The 23841-nt window shown below is 62.8% G+C and carries 17 protein-coding genes and 1 tRNA gene; 5 read left to right on the top strand and 13 right to left on the bottom strand.

Annotated elements, in window-relative coordinates; all coding sequences use genetic code 11:
• Positions 1-54 precede the first annotated feature (54 nt).
• From ACZM8Y_RS11065 to ACZM8Y_RS11015, 11 genes are all read right to left on the bottom strand, one after another.
• Positions 55-1563, bottom strand: coding sequence for a leucyl aminopeptidase (locus tag ACZM8Y_RS11065; protein WP_308772055.1), 1509 nt, complete (start codon positions 1561-1563; stop codon positions 55-57).
• 167 nt (positions 1564-1730) lie between these two features.
• Entirely contained in the window at positions 1731-3134 is a 1404-nt protein-coding gene (locus ACZM8Y_RS11060; RefSeq protein WP_482334747.1) for a sigma-54-dependent transcriptional regulator, read from the bottom strand.
• A gap of 33 nt (positions 3135-3167) precedes the next feature.
• Positions 3168-3488: a quaternary ammonium compound efflux SMR transporter SugE gene (sugE, locus tag ACZM8Y_RS11055; protein WP_482334745.1), complete on the bottom strand. Its 321-nt coding sequence runs from the start codon at positions 3486-3488 to the stop codon at positions 3168-3170.
• A gap of 642 nt (positions 3489-4130) precedes the next feature.
• Positions 4131-6605, bottom strand: a complete 2475-nt coding sequence (lon, locus tag ACZM8Y_RS11050; RefSeq protein ID WP_482333499.1) for an endopeptidase La — start codon at positions 6603-6605, stop codon at positions 4131-4133.
• A gap of 293 nt (positions 6606-6898) precedes the next feature.
• Positions 6899-8155 (bottom strand): ATP-dependent Clp protease ATP-binding subunit ClpX, encoded by a 1257-nt coding sequence (clpX, locus tag ACZM8Y_RS11045; RefSeq protein ID WP_302552792.1) that lies wholly within the window; start codon positions 8153-8155, stop codon positions 6899-6901.
• A gap of 8 nt (positions 8156-8163) precedes the next feature.
• Complete coding sequence (clpP, locus tag ACZM8Y_RS11040; protein ID WP_302552794.1) at positions 8164-8787, bottom strand: ATP-dependent Clp endopeptidase proteolytic subunit ClpP; 624 nt, start codon at positions 8785-8787, stop codon at positions 8164-8166.
• Positions 8788-8966: 179 nt separating this feature from the next.
• Positions 8967-10289, bottom strand: a complete 1323-nt coding sequence (gene tig / locus ACZM8Y_RS11035; RefSeq protein ID WP_308770383.1) for a trigger factor — start codon at positions 10287-10289, stop codon at positions 8967-8969.
• Between the two features lie 96 nt (positions 10290-10385).
• Positions 10386-10468, bottom strand: a tRNA-Leu gene (locus tag ACZM8Y_RS11030).
• A gap of 610 nt (positions 10469-11078) precedes the next feature.
• The gene (locus tag ACZM8Y_RS11025; protein ID WP_482333502.1) at positions 11079-12839 is read right to left on the bottom strand and encodes a sigma-54 interaction domain-containing protein; all 1761 of its coding nucleotides are present in this window, start codon (positions 12837-12839) and stop codon (positions 11079-11081) included.
• Complete coding sequence (locus tag ACZM8Y_RS11020) at positions 12840-13595, bottom strand: purine nucleoside phosphorylase YfiH/LACC1 family protein (RefSeq protein ID WP_302552798.1); 756 nt, start codon at positions 13593-13595, stop codon at positions 12840-12842.
• Positions 13586-14278: a 5-formyltetrahydrofolate cyclo-ligase gene (locus ACZM8Y_RS11015; protein WP_482333504.1), complete on the bottom strand. Its 693-nt coding sequence runs from the start codon at positions 14276-14278 to the stop codon at positions 13586-13588. The genes ACZM8Y_RS11020 and ACZM8Y_RS11015 overlap by 10 nt, the downstream gene beginning before the upstream one ends.
• Positions 14279-14403: 125 nt before the next feature.
• Between ACZM8Y_RS11015 and ACZM8Y_RS11010 the strand changes: the two genes are divergently transcribed.
• From ACZM8Y_RS11010 to ACZM8Y_RS10990, 5 genes are all read left to right on the top strand, one after another.
• Entirely contained in the window at positions 14404-15144 is a 741-nt protein-coding gene (locus tag ACZM8Y_RS11010) for a metallophosphoesterase family protein (RefSeq protein ID WP_482333506.1), read from the top strand.
• Positions 15145-15412: 268 nt separating this feature from the next.
• Positions 15413-18043: an Rne/Rng family ribonuclease gene (locus ACZM8Y_RS11005; RefSeq protein WP_482333508.1), complete on the top strand. Its 2631-nt coding sequence runs from the start codon at positions 15413-15415 to the stop codon at positions 18041-18043.
• Positions 18033-18635 (top strand): epoxyqueuosine reductase QueH, encoded by a 603-nt coding sequence (locus ACZM8Y_RS11000; RefSeq protein ID WP_482333510.1) that lies wholly within the window; start codon positions 18033-18035, stop codon positions 18633-18635. Before ACZM8Y_RS11005 ends, ACZM8Y_RS11000 begins: the two co-directional genes overlap by 11 nt.
• Before the next feature lie 195 nt (positions 18636-18830).
• Positions 18831-18968, top strand: a complete 138-nt coding sequence (locus ACZM8Y_RS10995; protein ID WP_482333511.1) for a hypothetical protein — start codon at positions 18831-18833, stop codon at positions 18966-18968.
• 379 nt (positions 18969-19347) lie between these two features.
• Positions 19348-19527 (top strand): hypothetical protein, encoded by a 180-nt coding sequence (locus ACZM8Y_RS10990; RefSeq protein WP_487475083.1) that lies wholly within the window; start codon positions 19348-19350, stop codon positions 19525-19527.
• 200 nt (positions 19528-19727) lie between these two features.
• Here ACZM8Y_RS10990 and ACZM8Y_RS10985 read toward each other — a convergent pair whose 3' ends face one another.
• Together ACZM8Y_RS10985 and ACZM8Y_RS10980 are read right to left on the bottom strand one after the other, a co-directional pair.
• The gene (locus ACZM8Y_RS10985; RefSeq protein ID WP_302552531.1) at positions 19728-21617 is read right to left on the bottom strand and encodes a SurA N-terminal domain-containing protein; all 1890 of its coding nucleotides are present in this window, start codon (positions 21615-21617) and stop codon (positions 19728-19730) included.
• 72 nt (positions 21618-21689) lie between these two features.
• Complete coding sequence (locus ACZM8Y_RS10980; RefSeq protein WP_479859057.1) at positions 21690-23624, bottom strand: aconitate hydratase; 1935 nt, start codon at positions 23622-23624, stop codon at positions 21690-21692.
• Positions 23625-23841 lie beyond the last annotated feature (217 nt).

The raw sequence follows: 23841 nt of genomic DNA, 5'->3' as shown, positions 1-23841 counted from the left end.
AGGGGCGGGGAGAACCTTTCTCCAGAAAGGTTTCCCCGCCCCTCCCCAAGTATACTATTTATTCTCCGCCAGCTCGATCAGCGTGCGGACGGCGAAACCGGTGCCGCCCGCGGGACAGTTGGGGATTTTGCGGGTGACGAATCCGGGCCCGGCGATGTCGAGATGCGCCCAGCTTCCGTCGAACGTGATGAACTGCTTGAGGAACACGGCGGCGCTGCTTGCCCCGCCCGCCCGCGCCCCGGCGTTGGCGAAGTCGGCGGTTTCGCTCTTGAGCAACTCAAAGTAGCGATCCCAGAGCGGCAGGGGCCAGTAGGGTTCGCCCACGATGTCGCCAAAGTCCTTGATGCGCTGGGCAAGGGTGGCGTCCTGACAGAACAGGCCCGCCACGTCGTCGCCAAGGGCCACGACGCACGCGCCCGTGAGGGTCGCCACATCCACGATCATGGAAGGGTTCCAGCGCTGCTGCGCGTAGGTCAGGGCGTCGCAAAGCACAAGGCGCCCCTCGGCGTCGGTGTTGACGATTTCCACGGTCTTGCCGCTGAGGGTCTTCACCACGTCGCCGGGACGGGTCGCGCGGGCGTCGGGCATGTTCTCGGCGCAAGCCATCAGGCCGATGACGCGGCGGGGCGTTTCGAGCTGGCCGAGGGCTTCAAACAGGCCCATGACCGCGGCCGCGCCGCCCATGTCGCCCTTCATTTCCCACATCCCGGCGGCGGGCTTGATGGAGATCCCGCCGCTGTCGAAGGTGATGCCCTTGCCCACCACGATGAGCGGGGCTTCGTCGGCATGCCCGGCGGGGGCGTGCTCAAGGATGATCAGGCGCGGATCGTTGACGGAACCGGCGGCGACGGCGGCGAACGCGCCCATGCCGAGGGAAATGATGTCCTCGCGTTCGAGCACTTCGCAGTTCATATCGTGGCGCCGGGCGAGCTTGCGGGCTTCTTCCGCCATGCCTTCCGGCGTGAGGCTGTTGGCCGGGGTGTTGGCGAGGTTGCGGGCGAGGATGACGGCTTCGGCATGGGTCTCGCCGCGCCGGGCGGCAAGGCGGGGGAAGTCCGGCACGCTGGCGTCGCAGAACAGCAGGGCCAGCCAGCGCGGATCGGCGTCTTCGGGCTCTTTGGACTTGAACGCCTTGTTGCGCCACAGGCCGAGCATGGCGGCGCAGACGATTTCTTCAATGGTGCGCTCCACATCGGCGTTGAAGCGGGCCAGCCCGGAAACGGGCAGGGCAAGCGTGCCCACGCCGAGCTCGCGGCAGCGGACGGCGGCGGCTCCGGCTCCCTTGCGGAGTTCTTCAAGCGTTTCCGCATACGTCAGCGCGTCGAGCTTGCCGAGGCCGACCACGACGGCGCGGGGCAGAGGGTGCGCGGGAGGGCCGTAGAGAAGGCCCATTTCGCCTTTTTTCCCGTGGAAGTCACGCATCCCCGGCGCAATGGACATCCACGGCGCGGCTTCCAACAGTTCGGGGTAGGCTTTTTCCAGTTTCTCGTCTTCCGACAGGAACACGATCACCGCATCCGCCGACCAACTCTCCGGCCCTCCGGCCTGAAAACGCAATTCCATGCAAATGCTCCTTTAGGAGGGGCTTAAGGAAGGGAGAGAAAAACTCCCTGAGGGAGGGCTTTCCCCTCTCCGCCTTAAACCCCATCCTGCTCTTTCCTAAGACTTTTGTGTTTGTAGGCTCCGGTGGAGCCTTTTTTCCTCATTGCCCAAACGGGGCAACGGGGGCGCTACTCCGAAGAAATCCCATACCCTTTCAGCTTGCGGTGCAGGTAGCTGCGCTCAAGGCCGATGGTCTCGGCAAGCCTTGTGATGTTGCCGCCGCATTCGTGGAGCTTCGCCTCAAGGTAGCGGGCCTCGAACACGGCCCTGGCCTTCTTGAAATCGAGATCCGGGGCCAGTACCGCGGATTGCGGCAGGAACGCCGGTTCGCAGTCGGCGGGGGCGGCCCCGGCAGACGGCTCCGGCTTGCCCTGCGGGATCATTTCCGGCGGGAGATCCACGGGGAGGACTGTCTTTCCGCCAAAGAGGATCACCATGCGTTCCGCGAAATTGCGCAGTTCGCGCACGTTGCCGGGCCACGGGTAATGGTGGAGGCGTTCCATCGTTTCCGGCGCGTAGACGGGCGCTTTGCAGGCGTGTACGCGGCACAGGCGTTCCGTGAAGGCCGCCAGCAACAGATCGATGTCCCCCCCGCGCTCGCGCAGGGGAGGCAGGTGCAGCGGAACCACGCGGAGCCGGTAGTACAGGTCTTCGCGGAATGTCCCGGCGGCAATGGCCTCCTCAAGGTTTTTGTTCGTCGCGGCGATGACCCGCACGTCCACCTTGATGGTCCGCGTGCCGCCCACGCGCTCGAAGGACTGCTCTTGAAGGATGCGGAGGATTTTGGCCTGCGTTTTCAGGCTCATGTCCCCGATTTCGTCGAGGAACAGCGTGCCGTTGTTCGCCATTTCAAAGCGTCCGGCCCGTGCCTGATCCGCGCTGGTGAACGCGCCCTTCTCATGCCCGAACAGCTCGCTTTCGATGAGTTCTTCGGGGATGGCGGCGCAGTTCACCGCGATCATGGGCGCATCGGCGCGCCGGCTCCCGGCATGCAGGGCGCGGGCGGCGAGTTCCTTGCCCGTGCCGTTTTCGCCGGTGAGCAGCACCCACACGTCCGTGGGGGCGACGCGGGCCAGCAGTTCCCGGAACTTGAGCATGACCGGGGATTGGCCGATGAGTTCGTCCTGTTCGGGCAAAACGGTACGGAGCACCTGATTTTCACGGCGCAGGGAGCCAGCTTCAAGGGCGCGGGCCGCGACGATGACGACCTTTTCCAAAGAAAGGGGCTTTTCGATGAAGTCGTAGGCCCCTTGCTGGATGGCGCTTACGGCGGTTTCGATGGTTCCGTGCCCCGATATCATCACGACGGGCAGATCGGGGTGGTTCCCCTTGAGCCGGGCCTGCGCGGTGAGGCCGTCCATGCCGGGCAGCCAGATGTCGAGGAAAACGAGATCCGGGCGTTCCGCGTCGGCGGCTTCAAGCCCTTCCTCGGCGGTGGCGGCCTCAAGCACTTCGTACCCTTCGTCCTCCAGAATGCCCCGGAGCGAGAACCGGATGGGCTCCTCGTCGTCGATGATCAGAATGCGTGCCATACCGTTTCACCCTTGTCCATTCACAATAAGCCGTTATGCGTCGGAAAGCAGTTTCAGCCCGGCGATGCCCGCGAGGATCAGCCCGATGCACAGGAGGCGCGCCGGGGATGCCGATTCGCCGAAAAGAACGATGCCGAGCAGCGCCGTCCCCACGGCCCCGATGCCCGTCCAGACCGCGTAGGCGGTGCCGATGGGGAGGTGTTTCAGGGCCGAGGCCAGCAGGAAAAAGCTCAAGGCCATGAGGACAAGCGTCGCCACCGAAGGCCAGAACCGCGTGAACCCGTGGGAACTCTTCAGGCCGATGGCCCAGCCTACCTCGAACAATCCGGCAAGAACAAGCAAAATCCAGTGCATACATTACCTCGCTATGGGTTTGTCGAGGCCGTCCCCGGTTCGCAGGCAGCCGCAGGGCCGTCCCTGCGGTTTGGGGTATTGGAGGGAGGCACGGGGGAGGGGGCTTTTTAAAACAAGCCCCTCCCCGAACCTCCTTCCGCAAAAATTTTGACTGGTGGGGAGGGACCCCGGAGGGAGTCCCTTCGCATCAAAAAACAAGGCCGTACCGCAGCAACCGATTGGTATTGTATTCCATGTAATCCAAGGCAAATACTGAGGAAAACTTTTCCGCCGCAGGGAACGCCGACAAATGCCTTCAAAGAACCCGATAAAATCAGTCGCTGCAACGCTACGTCAATCAAGTGCCGTGAAAAGCCAATTTCTTGGGCACGGCACCGGGAATGCACGCCAACAAGCGCCTTTAAAAAGTTCAACGAAATCAATTACTGCAACATGATATCAACTAACTGCCGTCAAATGCCTTACGAAACCAGTTTTTGGGCGCAGCACCGGGGGACGTGCGCCGACACCCCGCCTTTCAAGCCACCCCACCTTTCATCGACTCTTACGAAAGTCTTGGGAGGCGGAGGGGTGGGGTTTGGGGAGGGGAGGAGGAACCTTTCTCCAGAAAGGTTCCTCCTCCCCTCCCCAATCTCCTCCCTCCTACTGCGCCGCCATCGGCGCCACCGCAGGCTCGTGATGGCGGCGGAGGGACTCGATAAGGGAAGGGCAGTCGCTCTTGTCCCAAATGGCGTCCGCGGGCGCGTCGAGGGCGATGGGGAGCACCTCATCCACATGATCCACAAGCTCAATACGCAGGGTCTGGAGGATTTCGTCAGGCACTTCCTTGAGATCCTTGGCGTTGTCGCGCGGGATGATCACGGTCGCCATCTCTGCGCGGCTGGCGGCGAGGAGCTTTTCGCGCAGGCCGCCGATGGGAAGCACGCGCCCGCGCAGGGTGACTTCGCCGGTCATGGCCACGTCATGCCGCACGGGGATGCCGAGCAGGGCGGAAACGAGGCTCGTGGTGATGGCGATGCCCGCCGAGGGGCCGTCCTTGGGGGTCGCGCCTTCGGGGAAGTGCGTGTGGATGTCGATCTCGCTGTGGAAATCGGGCTTGAGCCCAAGCGCCGCGGCACGGGAACGCACGTAGGAAAGCGCCGCCTTCGCGGACTCGCTCATGACCTCGCCGATTTTGCCGGTGGTGGCCACACTCCCCTTGCCGGGCATGATCACCGTTTCCACATTGAGCAGCACGCCGCCCACGCCCGTATAGGCCAGCCCGTTGACCACGCCGACCTTGGGGGACTTTTCGTTTTCGTCCATGCGGTACTTTTTCACGCCGAGATAGGTTTCCAGATCATCCGGCGCAATAGTCACGCACTGGTCGAGGTTGTCTTCTTCCACCAGCTTGATCGCGGTCTTGCGGCACAGCGCGCCGATTTCGCGTTCAAGGTTGCGGACGCCGGCCTCGCGCGTGTAGGAACGGATGACCTCGGTGAGCGTCTCCTCCGGCAGCGAGATGTTCCCGGACTTGAGGCCATGTTCCCTGATCTGGCGCGGCAGGAGGAAGTCGCGGGCGATGTGCTTTTTCTCTACTTCGAGGTAGCTGGAAAGCTCAATGATTTCCATGCGGTCCTGAAGCGGGGCGGGGATATTGTGCAGCGAGTTCGCCGTGGTGATGAAGAACACCTTCGACAGATCGTAGTCGATGTCGAGGTAGTGGTCGTTGAACGTCTTGTTCTGTTCGGGGTCGAGCACTTCCAGCAGGGCGGACGCGGGATCGCCCCGGTAATCGGAACTCATCTTGTCGATTTCATCGAGGCAGAACAGCGGGTTGCTGGATTTGGCGCGCTTGAGGGCCATGATGATCTTGCCGGGCATGGCCCCCACGTAGGTGCGCCGGTGGCCGCGGATTTCGGCTTCGTCGCGCACGCCGCCGAGGGACAGGCGCACGTATTCGCGCCCCGTGGCCGTGGCGACGGAGCGGGCCAGCGAGGTCTTGCCCACGCCGGGAGGCCCGACGAGGCAGAGGATGGGGCCTTTGAGCGCGTTGGTGAGCTTCTGGACGGCGAGGAATTCAAGGATGCGCTGTTTGGGCTTCTCAAGGCCGAAATGATCGGCGTCGAGGATGGCGCGGGCTTCGGGGATGTCGATGCTGGTTTCCCGCATCTCATTCCACGGCAGTTCGAGAATCCAGTCCACATAGTTGCGGACAATGGCGTATTCGGCGGAGGCCGGGGCCATCATGCGCAGCTTCTTGAGCTCGGACATGCCTTTTTCGCGGGCTTCTTCAGGCATGTTCTTGGCCTTGAGCATCCGCTCAAGCTCCGCGATTTCAGCCTGCGGATCGTCTTCGCGGCCCATTTCCTTGTTGATGGCTTTGATCTGCTCGGAAAGGTAGTATTCCCGCTGGTTTTTATCCATCTGGTCTTTGACGCGGCTCTTGATGCGCCGTTCCATCGAAACCCGCTCCATCTCGGTATTCAGGAGCTCGTAAATCTTTTCAAGCCGCTGTCCGGGGTCGGAGAGCTCCAAGGCTTCCTGCTTCTTGGGGTATTCGATCTTGAGCAAGGGCAGGATGGTGTCGGCAAGCTGTCCGGGGTCGCGCAGGGCGGTGACGGCGGAGAGGATCTCCGGGGTGAGCTTTTTGTTGGTATGGGCGTATTCGGCGAGGATTTCCTTTGTGGCCCGAACAAGCGCTTCGGTTTCCGGGCCGTCATTGCGTATGATGGGCAGCGGCGTGACCACGACCTTGGGGAAGGCATCCTTTCCGAACGGGTTTTCCTGATCTTCGGGCGTCAGGGGCCGCCAGCCGATGCGGTACAGGCCCTCGAAGAGCACCTTGATCGGGCCTTCGGGCAGCCGCATATATTGGAGCACCCGCCCGACCACGCCAACGGCATAGAGATCCGCCGGATTGGGCTTTTCCAGTTCGGGTTCGCGCTGGGTCACGAGGCAGATGCGCTTGCCGTAGTTGTTCACGGCGCTTTCGATGGCTTTGATCGAGGCTTCGCGGCCCACGAGGAGGGGCATGATCGAGTGCGGCGACATGACCACCTCCCGCAAGGGCATGAGCGGAAGCTCGAATCCCTCCAGTGTTGCATTGCTGGTGATGGCGTCGTTCGTTTCGTTCATGCTTGCTCCTTTAGAGGGTACGGAACTGGGGGAGGGGAGAAGGAACCCTTCTGAAGAAGGGCTTCCTTCTCCCCTCCCCCAGGCCCCCTCCTCTCATCTTCCCAAGACTTTTGTAACGGGCCCCAGCCCGGCTTCGTATGCCGTGAGGGGCCGCGCGGAAATTTTTTTATCGCAAAAGGAAACGCCCGCCGCGTCTCCTCCCCACCCGTCAGAAGTTTTTGGAAAGGATGGGGGGTGTGGGGGGAAGGGAGAACCCTTTTTCAAAAGGGTTTCCCTTCCCCCCGCATTCAACCTTACGAAGCGATGTGCGCTTCGGTGTCGTAGATGTACAGCGGCGGGGCCTTCTTTTCGATGACCGCGTCGTTGATGACGCACTCCTTCACGCCGGGCATGGAGGGAAGCTGATACATGATGTCGAGCATGACGCTTTCCATGACGTTGCGCAGGCCGCGCGCGCCGGTCTTGCGCTCAATGGCTTTGTGGGCGATGGCGCGCAGGGCGTCGGAGGTGAAGCGCAGGGTCACGTTGTCGAGCTCGAACAGCTTCTGATACTGCCGGGTAAGGGCGTTCTTGGGCTCGGTCAGGATGCGGACGAGGTCGTCCTCGCCGAGATCGTCCACGTGCGTCAGAACCGGGATGCGGCCCACAAATTCGGGGATGAGCCCGAACTGCACGAGGTCGGCGGGATGCACCTGCTCAAGGAGCTCGCCGAGGGTGCGTTCCTTCTTGGTCTCCACCTTGGCCCCGAAGCCCATGCTGCCGCCGCGCATGCGCTGCTCGACGATCTTGTCCAGCCCGATGAACGCCCCGCCCACGATGAACAGGATGTTCGAGGTGTCCATGCGGATGAATTCCTGCTGCGGGTGCTTGCGTCCGCCCTTGGGGGGGATGTTGGCCTCCGTGCCTTCGATGATCTTGAGCAGGGCCTGCTGGACGCCTTCGCCGGACACGTCGCGGGTGATGGACGGGCCGTCGGCCTTGCGGGAGATCTTGTCGATTTCGTCGATGTAGATGATTCCCTTGCGGGCCGCTTCAAGGTCGTAGTCGGCGTTCTGGAGCAGTTGGACCAGAATGTTTTCCACGTCTTCGCCCACATACCCGGCCTCGGTCAGCGTGGTGGCGTCCGCGATGGCGAACGGCACGCGCAGGACGCGGGCCAGCGTCTTGGCGAGGAGCGTCTTGCCGCTCCCGGAGGGGCCGACAAGCAGGATGTTGCTCTTTTCGAGCTCCACACCGTCGTCGCCCTTGAGGGCGTCGGCGTAAAAGACGCGCTTGTAGTGGTTATGCACCGCCACGGCGAGGATCTTCTTGGCCTCGTCCTGTCCGATGACGTATTCGTCGAGGCGGGCCTTGATTTCCTGCGGGGTGAGCAGGCGTTCGTCTTCACGGACCTGCTCAATGGTGTTCTGGGCCAGCATTTCGTTGCAGGTGGCGATGCACTCGTCGCAGATATGCACGCCGTCCGGCCCGGAGACGAACTGGTTCGCCTGCGTTTCGGTTTTGCCGCAGAAAGAGCAGCGGGGTTCGTTCGGGGGAGTGGTATTAGGCATCTCTCTTCCTATTCGGACTTTTCGGCGAGGAGGTCACGGCGGGAGGCGAGAACCTTGTCCACCAGACCATAGGCCTGCGCCATTTCGGCGGTCATGAAGTTGTCGCGTTCGGTATCCTGGGCGATCTTTTCGATGGGCTGGCCGGTATGCTTCGCCAGCAGGCCGTTGAGGGTCTCGCGCATGCGCAGGATCTCGCGGGCATGGATGTCGATGTCGGTGGCCTGACCCTGGAACCCGCCGAGGGGCTGGTGGATCATCACCTGGCTGTTGGGCAGGGCGTAGCGCATCCCCTTCTGGCCCGCGCTGAGGAGGAAGGCCCCCATGCTGGCGGCGCGGCCCATGCACACGGTGGCGACGGGCGGGGTGATGTAGTTCATGGTATCATAGATAGCCATGCCAGCCGTGACGGAACCGCCGGGGCTGTTGATGTAGAGGTAAATTTCCTTTTCCGGGTCCTGCGATTCGAGGAAAAGCAGCTGGGCGCAGATGAGGGACGCCACCGGGTCGTTGACCTCGGAGCCGAGGAGCACGATGCGGTCTTTCAGCAGGCGGGAAAAAATATCATAAGCGCGTTCGGTGCGGCCCGACGTTTCGACGACGATGGGCACCGTCATATCAAGAATGTCTTGCATACTGTCTCCATATGATGATTGGGGCATCAGGGCTTTCCCCGTCAGATAAGCACGATTGCGCCGTTGTCTTGGGATGAAGCCGTAAAAACGGGAAATAGCACAGGGGCCACATACAATAAAGAGGGGAGTGCGGACACTCCCCTCTCCTCATTTCTCCAAAAAAACGGGCGGAAAACGGACTAGTCCGCGTTCTTGGGCGCGCTCAGGCTCACGGCGGGGACTTCGTTGATCTTCGCCTTGCTGTAGACCAGTTCCAGAGCCTTGTCAGCGAGGATGCGGTCGCGCAGTTCATAGATCAGGCCGCTCTTGTGGTAGGCTTCGCTGACCTTCTTGTAGTCCTGCTGGGCGCGCATGGCCATGCCGTAGATGGCCATTTCCACTTCCTGATCGCTGACGGTGATGTTTTCCTTCTGGGCGAGGGCCATCAGGAACACCTGAGGACGCAGGGTTTCGAGGGCTTCCTTCTTGGCTTCTTCGCGCTTTTCTTCCTGCGCCTGATCCTTGCGGAGGTCGTCGATGCCCATGCGCTGGAGCTTCATGGCCTGTTCCTGCACCACGCGCTCGACGCGGGCGTTCAGCATGGATTCGGGGATTTCAAAGGAAACCTTTTCAAGGAGGCCGTCGATGAGCTTCTTCATGGCTTCGCTGCGGGCGGCCTGGGCCTTCGTAGCGGAAACGTGCTCGATGATGGAGGCCTTCATCTTTTCAATGCTTTCCTGTCCGACCTTCTTGGCGAACTCTTCGTTCACTTCAGGCTTCTGGCTGGTCTGGATCTTGTTCACCTTGATGGTGAAGGTGACGGTCTTGCCGGCCAGCGGCTTGTGGGGGTAGTCGGCGGGGAAGTTCACGGGGCCGGTCTTTTCCTCGCCGACCTTCGCGGTCTTCACGAGGGCTTCAAAATCGGGGAGGGCCTGGCCCTGGCCGAGGGCCACGCCGAAGTTTTCGCCCTGCACGTCGTCGATCTTGTTGCCTTCCTCATCGGCGCCGGAGTAGTCGACATCCACGGTGTCGCCGTCCTGGGGAAGGCGATCTTCGGTCACTTCGGTGAGTTCCGCCATGCGGCCACGGAGGTTTTCGATGATTTCGTTCACGTCGTCGTCGGACACGTCGGCCTTGGCCTGATCGACTTCGAGGCCTTCATAGTTGGGGAATTCGATTTCGGGCAGCACGTCGAAGGCGACGTTGCACTTGAATTCGGCATTGCGGGCGAAGGCGTCATGGTTGTCCATTTCCATGCTGGAAACGGGGGTCAGGCCGGAGTCCTTGAGGGCCTTCTGGAGGAGGGCGTTGATCTCGTCCTGCGTGGCGCGGGCGTACACGTCTTCGCCGAAGCGCTTTTCCACTACGGACGCGGGGACTTTACCCTTACGGAAGCCGGGCAGGACCAGATCCTTCTGGAAGCCCTTGACGGCGGTGTTGATAGCGGCGTTCACGTCATCCGCGGTCAGGGTGAAGGCGATCTTTTTCCGAGTGGGGGAAAGGCTTTCAACGACAAATTCCATGGGGATTCCCTCCTTAGGGGAGCCGGCCCGTTCAGGGGCGGACGAACTTTTTTATCAATCAAAACACGAGGTTTATGAATGCGCCGTTAGGCTTTCTGGTGCGAGAGGGGGGAGTTGAACCCCCACGGAAATCCGCTGGATTCTAAGTCCAGTGCGTCTACCAATTCCGCCACTCTCGCCCGGATAGCACACAAGGGGATGAGCATAGCGTGTCTTGCCGAAAATCGCAAGACTGGAGGGAGGGAAACGGCCTCGGAAGGAGCCTCGCCGCCGCGATGGATCCGGCCGAAGGGCGTCTGGCTGTTTGCTTTGGCAGGGGCGGGGCAAGAGGGGCGAACGGCGGATGAAAGGGCGTCCGAGGTGCGGGCGTCTCCCCAAGCGTATTCTCCGCGGAGCCACACCCATACCGTGCTCGGACGTGCAGCAGAAGGCCGACGTATTCTCAAATGGGAGGAGCCATACCTTGCTCCATTGCCAATACGGGCCCTTATCGGGAATATTCCCAGGCGCGTGGAGCCACACCTTGAGAAGCGGCGGGAAAGCCTTGCGGCCTTTGGTATTCTCAGGCGTGTGGAGTCATATCCCTTTTCCAGCGGATGATGTACATGGAACCCTGGTATTCTCAGGCGTGCGGGGCCACACCCCGCCCGTCGGAGCTGCTGTCCAAAGAAGACGGGTGTCCCAGGCGTGCGGAGCCACACCACTAGCGGAAAAACTGGAGAAAAAGCCTGTAGCGTATTTTCAGGCGGGAGGAACCGCATCCGCCGGAAATGCCGCATGCCGGAAAGGTCATGCACCTTCGTAGTCCTTCAATTTCCTGTACAGCGTGGCGACGCCGATGCCGAGGGCGGCGGCAGCGGCCTTCTTGCCGGGCGTATCGTCCCCGCAGCGGCGGACGGCGTCCAGGATGGCGTTGCGCTCCAGATCGCGGAGGGGGATGATCCCGCCGGAGGCGGGCGGCGCGGCGGGCGGGGGCACGGAAGGGGGCAGGGCCCCGCGCACGGAGGCGGGGAGCATGTCAGGATGCAGCACCCCGCCGGACGCCGGGGCCATATTGACCATAAATTCTATGACATTCTCGAACTCGCGCACATTGCCGGGCCACGGGTAGGCGGAGAGCGCCGCGAGCATGTCCGGGCCGAGCGACGGGGCCTGTTTGTTGAACCGGGCGCTGTAGCGGGCGAGGAAGTGGGACGACAACAGCTCGATGTCGCCGTGGCGCTCGCGCAGGGGCGGAACCTGTAACGGGATCACGTTCAGGCGGTAGAAGAGATCCTCGCGGAAACGGCCTTGTCGCACCGCTCCGGCAAGATCTTCGTTCGCCGCCGCGATGATGCGGATGTCCACCTCGATGAGCCGGTTGGAGCCGAGGCGGGTGAAGGCCCGTTCCTGCAGGACGCGGAGTAGCTTCACTTGCAGGTAGAGCGGCATGGTGCCGATTTCGTCGAGGAACAGCACGCCCTTGTGGGCCAGCTCGAATTTGCCGATGCGCCCCTTGGCGCTCGCGCCGGTGAACGCGCCGCCCGTGTAGCCGAACAGCTCGCTTTCGAGCAGGGCGTCGGGGATGGCCCCGCAGTTGATGCCGATGAACGGCTTGTCCCGGCGGTCGCTGGCGGCGTGGATGGCGCGGGCGACGAGTTCCTTGCCGGTGCCGGATTCGCCGGTGACGAGGACTGTGGATGTGGAGCCCGCGATCCGGCGGATTTGATCTTTGAGCTGGAGCATGGCGGGCGAGCGCCCGATGAGGTTCTCGACGCCGGAAAGGGAGTCCCCAAGGGAAGAGACGCGATCCGCCATGCGCGGCAGGGACTCGAAGGTAAAGACCGCGGCAAAGTGGTAGTCCGAAGGCGCGAGCGGGGTCATCTGGCCCATGAGCGTGTGTTTGCGGTTCCGGGCGGTGACCACGAACTCCTCAAGATCCGAAAAGGATTCCCCTGTCCGTTTGAACTGCACGTCCGTGGGCAGGCCGTCGCCCTTGAGCCCAAGATCCCGGCGGGCGATGTCGTTCAGGTAGGAAATGCCGCCCTTGGCGTTGAAGATGACGATGCCCCGGCTGTTGATTTCGAGGATCCGCAGCATAATGTCGAGGAACGACCGGGCGCGGAGCAGGTCGGCGTGGTCGTGGAGCTTGTGCAGGATGAATTCCGCGCAGCGCTCGATGAACTGGACGTACACGTCCTTGTGCGCGAGGACGCGGGCGCGGTCTTCGTCGGTGGAGCAGACGAGCCCGATGACGCCGAGCACGTCGCCGCCGTCGATGATGGGCGTGCTGATGGAAAGGGTTTCGCGGCAGAGGCCGCGCCCCTGACAGCGCGTGCAGATGAAATGCTCGCGGGGCGTCTCCATGACGAACGAGCGCCGGATGCGCATGACGTGGCGGTAGGTTTCGCCCGCGGCGCGGATGTTTTCCCCGACCCCGGAGGCATAGAGGCCCGTCCCGGCGAGGCGGTTCAGGCCCGCGTCCACGACTTCCACGTCCACGCCGACCACGCGGGCGATGAGTTCCGCATAGTCGGCCACCGTATCCCGGATGTCCAGCAGCATGGGCATTCAGGCTGTCCAGATGACGTTGGCCTGACGCCCGCAGATCCCGTCCCGGCGGTAGGAGAAGAAGCTGTCCGGCATGGACGCCGTACACAGATCGAGGCCGAAGATGCCTTCGTCCGGAAGGCCCGCTTCCAGCAGTTGGTCGCGGGTCAGCCGCCAGAGGTTCATGGTCTTGTCGCGGGCATTGAACCAGTTGGCGAAATCGGGGCCCCATTCTTCATCATAATTGACGAATTCCGAACGCTGCGGGCCAAGGCTCGGGCCGCGCACGGCGAGCAGGTCGCGGGCGTCGAGGCCGTAACGCCCGCAGAAGGCCGCAATGCCGGACTGGAGGAAGCGCAGGCGGTTGCCGCGCCAGCCGATGTGGAAGGCCGCGATGTGGCGCCCTTCCTTGTGCGCGACAAGGACGGGCTGGCAGTCGGCGGTCTTGATGAGCAGGCCGATGCCGGGCTTGTCCGTGGCAAGGCCGTCCCCTTTGGGAAAGGCGGGCGGCTCCACGAACCGCTCCAGCGGCGCTGAGGGGGGATCGAAAACGAGCGTGTCGCCGTGGATCTGATCGAGCTCGGCGATTTCGGCAAGCTCAAGCGTGGCGGCGAGATCCAGCCGGTTGGCCGAGACGCGCAGGGGATCGTCCCCTACCGTGTAGGCGATGTTCCCGCCCCCATAGGGCCCTTCCGAAACGCCCCAATCGCGGGTCTGGAAGGCGCAGCGGACGCCCGGAATGCCGGGAAAGGCGAAGGGGATGAAGCTCAGAGCCATATGAGTTCCTTTTCGGTGGCGTAGCCGTGCATGGGGATGTCCAGAGGCCCGGCGGGAAATGCGGCTATCTGGAGGGAATGGATCAGCGCCAGCCGCTTCGCGCCGCCCCAGCCGGGCAGGGCGAGCAGGCGGTCGTAGAAGCCCTTGCCGTACCCGAGGCGCGCCCCGGCTGGGCTGATGCCCACGGCGGGGACCAGGATCAGATCCGGCAGCCGGAGGGACGCATCCGTCCCGGAAGGCGGGGCGAAGGTTCCGGCGGCGTCCCGTTCCCATCCCGTGCGGGGCAGGGGCGGGCACGCGGGGCCGGGCTCGGAGAGGCCGAAGGCGCCGGGCGCCAGTTCATCGTAGCCCCGGCACAGGACGAATTCCATGATTCCCTCGCCCGCGCTCGGCGGGAGGCAGCGGGGCAGGAGCACCTGTTTGCCCTCGGCCCACGCGCGCCTGATAATTTCATCGGTGGAAATTTCGTTCCGCACGGCGACATACATGGCGACCGTGCGGGCTTCGCGCCATTCGGGGAGGGCGAGGACACGCCGCTGGACGGCGGCGGAATGGCGTTCCCACTCGGCGGGGGCAAGGGCTTTGCGGGCGCGCATCAGCTCGGAACGCAAGGCGTTTCTGTCCGGGGCGGCGTGGCCGGAGGGCATACCCGCCGCGGAAAGGGAGGTCGGAGGGAGGGGCATGGCGCACCTTTGTCAAACCTGAAACAATAGGTTAGGGTACGAAAGATCGAGTGAAGCGGAATCCCTTGCAGGGAATGGCAAGCCGGTATACCCTGCAACCCCAACAGTACAAGGAAGTTGCCGACATGCCAAGCGTCCAGCCCCTTTCGTCCTTTGCGGCCCCCGCTCCCGGAACCTCCGGCGCGGCCGCCCCGTCATCCGGGGTTCGCACGTGGATCGTCATGGGCGATCTTCACGACAAGGCCGCCCGCCTTGGCGAAATCCAAGGATTGGAAGAGGCCGACGGCATCATCGTCACCGGCGATCTGACCGTCACCGGCGGCGCGGCGCAGGCCCGCAACGTGCTTGAGAAGCTCACCCGCTACAATCCCGTCATTTACGCGCAGATCGGCAACATGGATCGCGCCGAAGTCACGGACTGGCTTACCAAGCAGGGTTGGAATACGCATTTGTGCGTCCGTGAGCTGGCTCTCGGCGTCGCGATCATGGGGCTTGGCGGCTCCACGTTCACGCCGTTCGGCACGCCGAGCGAATTTCCCGAGTCCCGCTTTGCGGACTGGCTCGAACGCATGTGGAGGGAGGCCCGGACGTACCGCCATGTGGTGCTTTCCGTGCATACGCCTCCGCATGACACGCTGTGCGACATCGTCGGGGACGGAACCCACGTCGGTTCCTCCGCCGTACGCGACTTCATTCTGGACGCACAGCCGGATGTGTGCCTGTGCGGGCACATCCATGAATCCCGCGCCGTGGATCGCCTCGGGCGCACCGTGCTGGTCAATCCCGGCGCGTTTGCGGCGGGCGGCTATGCCGTCCTGCGGCTTGCGGGGGACGACCTGTCGGTGACGCTTCACATGCTGGACTGACCGGCCCGCCCGGATCGCCGCTTCCCCGTACGGGCCGCTGGCCTGCCCGTGCGCAGGGACATTTGTCGCCGCCGGAAAAATTTTTTGGAAAACCGCGCCTTGCGGCCTTGCCCGCCCTCCGTATTCACCGGAAAGGCTTTCTCCCCGGCGAGGCCCGTATGTGCGGGGCCCTTCGGAGACGCCGAACGGCGTGCCCGACCCGCGATTTTGCGGCCGCCCGCGCCAGCCGGACGGCACCCCGATACTTTTTTGTTTTTTGAGGAAACATATGACCGATTCTGAAAAGACCGCGGCCCCGGCGGAACAGCCGGCTGCGTCCGAAATGCCCATGTCCGCCGCTGCGGACGCCGTTGAAACCCCTTCCGAGCCCGCTCCCGAAAAGAAGCCCCGCCGCCCGCGCCGCAAGAAGCCTGCCGTGGAACAGGCCACGCTGGAACTTGCCGTTCCAGAGGACGCCGCGCCGGTGCAGCCTGCGGAGGGACAGCCCATATCGGATCCGGCGGCCGAAGCCCCCGCACGGAAACGCCCCGCCCCGAAGCCGTCCGCGGCGAAAACATCCCGGAAGCGGGCCGGGCAGCCGAAACAGCCTGTTGAGGAGCCTGTGGAGCCGAAGCAGCCCGAACAGCCCCTGTTGACCGAACATCCCGTTCAAATTCCCGCCGTCGCCGCTTCCGTGCTGCCCGCCGAGGCGGTTGCGTCCGCCGTCCCCGCCGTGTCCGAACCCGCTGCCGTCCCTGCCGTCGCCTCGCCGGAGGCATCCGCTGCCGCCGATGTTTCCGAAGCCTCCGAAGGCGATGCCGCCGCACCCGCGAAGCGCCGCCGTTCCCGCCGCAGCGGCCGGGGCCGCCGCCGTCCCGCCGAAGGCGATGCCGCCGTTGATGCGGCTGCTTCGGAAGCGGGGGAGACGCCCGCCCTTGATGAGCCCTTAGCCGCCGAATCCCCGGCTGGGGCCGTTGCCGAATCCGCGCCCGCCGTCGAAGATGGGCCCGCAGGGGCCGAACCCGGGCAGGAACCCGCCGCCGCGGGTGAAGAGGCCCCCCGTAAGCCCCGCTCCCGTTCCCGCCGCCGCAAGCCCGCGCGTCCCGCCGCCGAGCCGTCCGAGGAGGCGCGGAAGGATCAGCAGGCTGCCGCCGTGCCTGAGGATGAGGTGTTCGTCTTTGATGACGATGATGACGACGAACCCGCTGCTGTTCCCGCTGAAGCCGAGGGTGAGGAGGCGCGTACGCCCCGCGTGCCGCGCAAGCCGCGCCGCCGCCGGAACAAGAAGGCCGCCGCTGCCGCCGCGCCGCAGGAGGCCGAGGGCGAAGCCGCCGAGGAAGGCGAAGAGGGGCAGGACGCCAAGAAAGGCCGCAAGCCCGCCAAGGCCGCCGCGTCCGGCGTGGATCGCAAGATGCTGGTCAGCGTGCTTCCCGGCGATATGGTCGAGGTGGTGCTCACCGAAGACGGCTCAGTGCGCGAGTATTATGTGGAGATGACCCATCAGGCCAAGATCCGGGGCAACATCTACAAGGGCGTCATCAACAACATCGACACCAACCTGCAAGCCGCTTTCGTCAATTATGGGAACGTGAAAAACGGGTTCCTGCAAATCGACGAAGTGCACCCCGAATATTACCTCCAGCCCCACGAGCCCACCAAGGGCCGCAAATACCCGCCCATCCAGAAAGTGCTCAAGCCGGGGCAGGAAGTCCTCGTTCAGGTCGTGAAGGAACCCAACGGCTCCAAGGGCGCGTTCCTGACCACATGGCTGTCGCTCGCCGGGCGTTTCCTCGTGCTGACGCCGGGGCAGGAGCAGATCGGCATTTCCCGCAAGGTGGAGGACGGCGAGGAGCGCAACCGTTTGCGCGAGCTCATCCGGGGCCTTGAGCCCGGCGAAGGGCTTGGGGCCATCGTCCGCACCGTGAGCGCGGGCACGAGCAAGACAACGCTCCAGAAAGACCTCTCTTTCCTCAAGCGCGTCTGGAAGGACATCCGCAAGCGCGCCACTACCGAAAAGGTGCCCTCCCTGATCTATCAGGAACCGGGCCTCGCCAGCCGGAGCGTCCGCGACTACCTGTCCGACGACGTGTCGGAAGTCTGGGTGGACGACGCGGAAACCGCCGAAGCCATCCGGGAGATGGCTTCCCTGCTGTTCCCGCGCAAGGGCGACCTCGTGCACCTCTATGAGAAGCATGACAAAACCCTTTGGGAGCACTTCGGCCTTCTCGGACAGATCGAACAGGTGCATTCCCGCGAGGTGATCATGCCGTCCGGCGGGCGTCTGGTGTTCGATCAGACAGAGGCGCTCATGGCCATCGACATCAACTCCGGCAAGATCGGGGGAAAGACGAATTTTGAGGCCATGGCCTTCCGCACGAACATGGAGGCGGCGGCGGCCATCGCCCGCCAGCTCCGCCTGCGCGACATCGGCGGGCAGATCGTCATCGACTTCATTGAGATGCGCGATCCCGAACATTGCCGCGAGGTTGAAAAAGAACTCCGCAATGCCATGAAGGGCGATCGCGCCCGCCATGACATCGGCAAGATGAGCTCCTTTGGCCTGCTCCAGATCGTACGCCAGCGGACGGGCTCCTCGGCGATTTCCATCAGCATGGAGACCTGTCCCCACTGCAAGGGGACGGGGCAGCGCCGCAACATGGAGTGGCAGTCCGTGCAGACGCTCCGCGAGCTGCACCGCGCCATGCGTGGGGCTGCGGCGGCGGGGCAGGCCGAGTACGTCCACAGCGTGGACGCCGAGCTTGGGCTGTACCTCCTGAACCACAAGCGCGAACGGCTCTCGCTCATGGAAAAGGAATTCCATATCCGTCTGGATATCCGCATCGAAGGCATCTCTTCCGCACCAGCAGCCCCCGCACAGCAGCAGGGCCATCAGCACAATGGGCAGAACAATGGCAGGTAACGGCAAGAAAGTGCTCCTGCACGCCTGTTGCGGGCCGTGCAGCATCATGTGCATCCAGTCGCTGCGCGACGAGGGCTATGACGTCACGGGATACTTCGCCAATCCGAACATCCATCCCGTCTCCGAGTATTTTCGGCGGCGGGAGGCGATGGAGCAGGTGGCGGAACAGATGGATCTGCCCATGCTCTGGCAGGACGATGCGTATGATCTTCCCGGCTGGCTCAAGATGGTGCATGATCTGGGCATTGCGGACAACCAGGGATATGCCCGCTGCGGCTACTGTTACGAGAGCCGCCTTGCCCTGACCTGCGCCATCGCCTCGGAGAACGGTTTTGACTGCTTTACCACAAGCCTGCTCTATTCCCGGCACCAGCAGCACGACGCCATCCGGGAAATCGGAACCCGCGTCGCGGCGTCCGGCGATTACAGGAGCGAGGCGGGGTTCGGTTCCGAGTTCCTGTACCGGGATTTCCGCCCCTTCTGGCAGGCCGGGATCGACCGTTCCAAGGAAATGGGCCTGTACCGCCAGAACTACTGCGCCTGTATTTTCAGCGAGTACGAGCGGTTTGAGAAGAAGCTGAGGAAGCTGTAGAAGATTGGAGGGGGCGGGGAAAACTTTCTGAAGAAAGTTTTCCCCGCCCCCTCCAAACCACCCCCACCCCTTTCAAAGACTTTCGTATGGGTCAATGGAAGGTGAGGTTATATGCAGTCCCGTTTCGGATGCGGACGTCTCCCGGTTCTGCGGAAAATAGGATTATTGGGGGATATTTTAGGCTCTGGATAGTGTGTGGCTGTTTCATCTCCACAAGGCGGTGAAAAATACAGCTTTTTTCCCCGTTTTCCCTTGGCGGAGTTCATGGCTGAGGCATTTTGTTGGTTATTCCCTTGGAACTTCAAGGAAAAAGGCATCAGCCATTTTCTATGACACAGCCTTTTTTTAAGCGTTAAGCAAGTGTTGCAGCTTGTTGCCTTGCCCTTTCATGGCTATGGCTGTTTCATCTCAATAATGAAAACATACGGCCTTTTCCCCAGTTTTCCGTTATCGGGTTTCACTGTTGAGGAATTGTATTGGCTCTCTCCTTGGAATTTCAAGAAAGAGAACATCAATCGTCTGTTATGGTACAGGCTTTTGTTTGGGTTGGATTTTTTGAAAGGCTCTGTTATAGTGTGTGGCTGTTTCATCTCCACAATACGGTGAAAATACAGACTTTTTCTCCGGTTTTTCTCTTGGCGGAATACAGGGCTAAGGCATTTTGTCGGTTATCCCTGTGGAACTTCAAGGAAAAAAGCATCAACCATCTTCTATGACACAGCCTTTTGAAATAAAGAAAGCGCCCGAAAAAAGTTCGGGCGCTTTCTTTATGGCTTTTTTAGAGCGTTTTCATGTTGAAAAGGCTCTTCCGACTGCGGGAAGCAGGCGGTCGCTGGAAGGCCATAAGCACAATTCATTTGCGCTGTTCAATGCCGGATCAAGCGTATTTTAAACTTTAAGATTGTAAAATGGCAACGTTAAGTTGCCATAGTGGAACCGGGAGACGGATGCCTCCGAAACGGAATACCGTATCCCCTTCAACCTTCATTGACCCATACAAAAATCTTGGGAGGGAAAGGGGAGGGGTTCGGGGAGGGGAGAGGGAACCTTTCTTTAGAAAGGTTCCCTCTCCCCTCCCCGATTCAGTTTTTATTAATCCGCCAGAATCGTTTCGTTCTTCAGTTCGATCTTGGCATTGGAGCGGAGCAGGCTGAGGAAGCCGCGGAACATCTGCTCGCGCTTGGCGTTGAGCACGGCGTCGGTGATCTGCGGGGCGGCGGCCTTCCAGTCTTCATCGCTCGGCGTCACGACTTCGGCTACGCGGGCGATGACCGCGCCGCCGTCGAGCGTGTAGGCCACGGGGAACCATTCGTTTACCTTGGCGGCGAAGGCGGCCTTGGCCAGTTCGGCGTTCATGCCCAGAGCGCCCATGTAGCCCTGACGTCCGACCGGTTCGGTCTTCTTGAGCTTGCCCTGAAGTTCCTTGGGCAGATCGGCGGTAAAGGCCTTGCGTTCGGCGTTGGCGGCTTCAAAGGCGAGCGTGCGGGCCTTGTCCTGCTGGAGGCGAGCTTTGATGTCGTCCTTCACGGCGTCCAGCGGCTTTACGGTCTGAGGCTTGGACTCGTTCACCTTGGCGATGACGTAGCCGGTCTTGGTCACGAAAGGCGTATCCAGCACGGTGCCGGGCTTGGCGGCCAGCAGCGCCGACAGGTTTTCAGGCTTGATGCCCATCTTTTCAGCCAGTTCGGTCGTATTGACGAGGCCGGTTTCCTGCGGGGCCAGCTTGAGCGGTTCCCCGGCCTCCTTCAGCGACTTGCCGCCGATGACCGCGAGCTGAACCTGTTCCAGCGCTTCCTGTACCTTGCCGGAGGCTTCATCCTGCGCCAGACGGGTGCGGATCTGATCCTTCACTTCGTCCAACGGCTTCTGCCCGGCGGCCTTCTTTTCTTCAAGCTGGATGAGGTGCCAGCCGAACTGCGTCTTGACGGGTTCGGAAAGCTCGCCGGGGTTGAGGGCGAAAGAAGCCTTGTCGAATTCGGGGACCATCTGCCCGTGTGCGAACCAGCCGAGTTCGCCGCCCTGCGGGGCGCTGCCCGGATCTTCGGAAACTTCCTTGGCTACGGTGCCGAAATCTTCGCCGGCCTTGATGCGCTGGGCGATTTCTTCAATCTTGGCCTTCGCCTTGGCCTGATCCTCGGCGGAAGCCTTGGCGTCGCTCAGGATGAGGATGTGGCGGGCGCGCACCATTTCGGGGGTGGCGAACTGGGCGGCGTTCTTTTCGTAGTATTCGGATACGGCGGCGTCGCTGACGTTCTGGGCGGCGGCGAGCGCTTCCGCGCCGATGAGGAGGTATTCCACGTCGGCCTGCGGGGGCACGGTGAAAGCCGTCTGATTGGCTTCGTAGTAGTCCTTGATCTGCGCGTCGTCGATGGCGACCTTGGAGGTATAGTCTTCCAGCGGATAGAAAACGTACTCCAGAATGCGGCGTTCGCCTTCATAGCGGAAGAGATCGCGCACTTCGGCTTCAGGGACGAAGGCCCCGGCGGTGACGTCGGCGCGGAGCTTGTTCATCAGCATGTTGTTGCGGAGTTCGGCCTCAAAGTTGCCGGGGGTGTTGCGCTGGGCCTTGATCATGCGGACGTAGGCGTCGGGATCGAACTTGCCTTCTTCGTTGTGGAAGGCGGGGAAGCTCTCGATGAGCTTGCGCAGTTCCACGGGCGTCACGACGATGCCGACGCGCTCGGCTTCCTGCGTAATGAGGTTTTCAAGGATGAGGTTCTGGATAAGCTGCTGCTTGAGCTGCATCGCCTTGAGGCCCGCCGCGTCAAGATCGGGGTACTGGGCGCGCACCTGCTGCTCAAGCTGTTCGTATTTCCGCTGGAACTCCTGAATGGTGATGGGTTCCCCGTTTACGGTGAGGATGACCGTGGAAGGGCCACCCGTCAGGCCGCCGACGCCCCAGAAGACGAAGACCAGAATGATGATGCCAAAGGCGATTTTGACGCCCCACGATTGGGCGTTGGCTCGAATGAGATCCAGCATGACAGCTCCAGTTCAAAGGTTACGGGTCCCGGCGGGCCGTACGGCGTCCCGCACGTCCCGCCGGGATCCGGCTTACATTTTTTCTTTTACGGCGTTCAGCAGGCCGCCGGACCGGATGATGTCCAGTTCGGCCGCCGAGAGATCATTCCTTACAGGAAGAACGCCCACGCCCGCAATCTCAATATTCGTCACGCCGCCGGGCGTGATTTCCGCGAGCGGGATGCGGATATCCGCACCTTGGGCGACCTTAGCATAATCTTCCCTGTTCACGAAGACCAGAGGCAGGATGCCGAAATTCACCAGATTGGCGCGGTGGATGCGGGCCATCGACAGGGCGATGACGGCCCTGATGCCGAGATGGCGCGGGGCCAGCGCCGCGTGTTCGCGGCTGGAGCCCTGCCCGTAGTTCTCACCCGCCACGATGACGCCGTTGCCGCCCGCTTCGGAGACGGCGCGGGCGCGCTTCACGAAGTCGGGATCCACACGCACGAACACGTGTTCGGAAATGGCCGGGATGTTGGAGCGCAGGGCGAGGATTTCCGCGCCCGCGGGCATGATGTGGTCGGTGGTGATGTTGTCGCCGAGGCGGATCACGACGTTGGCTTCGAGCACGTCGCCGGACGCGTCGAGGCGGGGGAATTTCTCCAGCGCCACGATGTTCGGGCCGCGCAGGACTTCGACGTCCTCGCCGTTTTCCGGCGGGAACACGAACAGGTGCCGGATGGACGGCGGATCGGCGGGCAGTTCCGGCTTGGCGGGCGGGGTTCCCCATGTGGCGGGGTCGGTGAACTTGCCGTTCAGGGCGGCTTGGGCGGCGGTCAGGGGGCTGACCAGATAGACCTTGGCGTCCTTGGTGCCGCTGCGCCCCTCGAAGTTGCGGTTAAAGGTACGGGCGCTCACGCCCGCAGTGACGGGCGCGCCGCCGGAGCCGATGCACGGCCCGCAGGAGCATTCGAGCAGGCGTGCGCCGGAGCTGATGAGCGGTTCAAGGAGCCCTTCCTGCGCCAGCATGGTGAGCACCTGCTTGGAGCCGGGGGAGATCATGGCGTCGGTGCCGGGGTTGATGCGGCGCCCGCCGAGGATCTGGGCGACCAGCTTGAGGTCGGCGTAGGAGGAGTTCGTACAGGAACCGATACAGACCTGCTCGACGGGCAGGCCGTCGAGTTCGGCTACGGGCACCACGCGGTCGGGCATGTGCGGCTGCGCGGCCAGCGGAACCAGCGCGGAAAGATCGATGGTTTCTTCTTCATCATACGCGGCGTCGGCGTCGGGGCCGAACTCCAGCCAGTCGGCTTCGCGGCCCATGGCCTTGAGGAAGGCGCGGGTCACGCCGTCGGAGGGGAAGAGGGTGCCCGTGGCGCCGAGTTCCGCGCCCATGTTGGCGATGGTGGCGCGTTCCGGCACGGAAAGGGTGGCGACGCCGGGCCCGGCGTATTCAAACACGCGGCCCACGCCGCCCTTGACGGTACGGCGGCGGAGCAGTTCGAGGATGACGTCCTTGGCGGAAGCCCATCCGGTGAGCTCACCGGTCAGGAAGACGCGCACGACCTTGGGCATGGGGATGTAATAAGGCTCGCCCGCCATCGCCAGCGCGACGGAAAGCCCGCCTGCGCCCATAGCGAGCGAACAGATGCCGCCCGCGGTGGGGGTGTGGCTGTCGGAACCCACGAGGGTCGCGCCGGGCTTGGCGAAGTTTTCAAGGTGGAGCTGGTGGCAGATGCCGGTGCCGGGCCCGGAGTACACGCCGCCGAATTTGGCCGCCACGGTGCGCAGGAAACGGTGGTCGTCGGGGTTGCGGAAGTTCATCTGGAGCGTGTTGTGATCCACGTAGCTCAGGGAAATGTCGGTCTTGACCCGTGGGATGCCCAGAGCCTCGAACTGGAGCCATGCCATAGTCCCGGTGGCGTCTTGGGTCAGGGTCTGGTCGATGCGCAGACCGATTTCGCTTCCGGGCGTCATGGTGCCGGAAACAAGGTGACTGCCGATGATTTTCTGTGTGAGGTTCATATGCTTCCCTTTTGTCTGGACTGCGTTGAAGCCGAGGGGCGCACCCCAACCGGGCCGGCTGGCGCGAAAGGTGATAATCTACGCGGATAGCTGAACAAAGGCAAGCAGTTGCCTTTGTGCCGTTTTGCAGCCCGGCGCCGCTGATGGCCTTTGGGAGGAGGAACCTTTTCCTTAATGGGCGTGCGTTGCCTCGTATCCGTACCCTTTGGGGGACAAA

It is taken from the genome of Bilophila sp. (genome assembly GCF_057864385.1).
The sequence above is the reverse complement of the archived record's forward strand: the minus strand, read 5'-3'. Positions and strand labels throughout refer to the sequence as shown.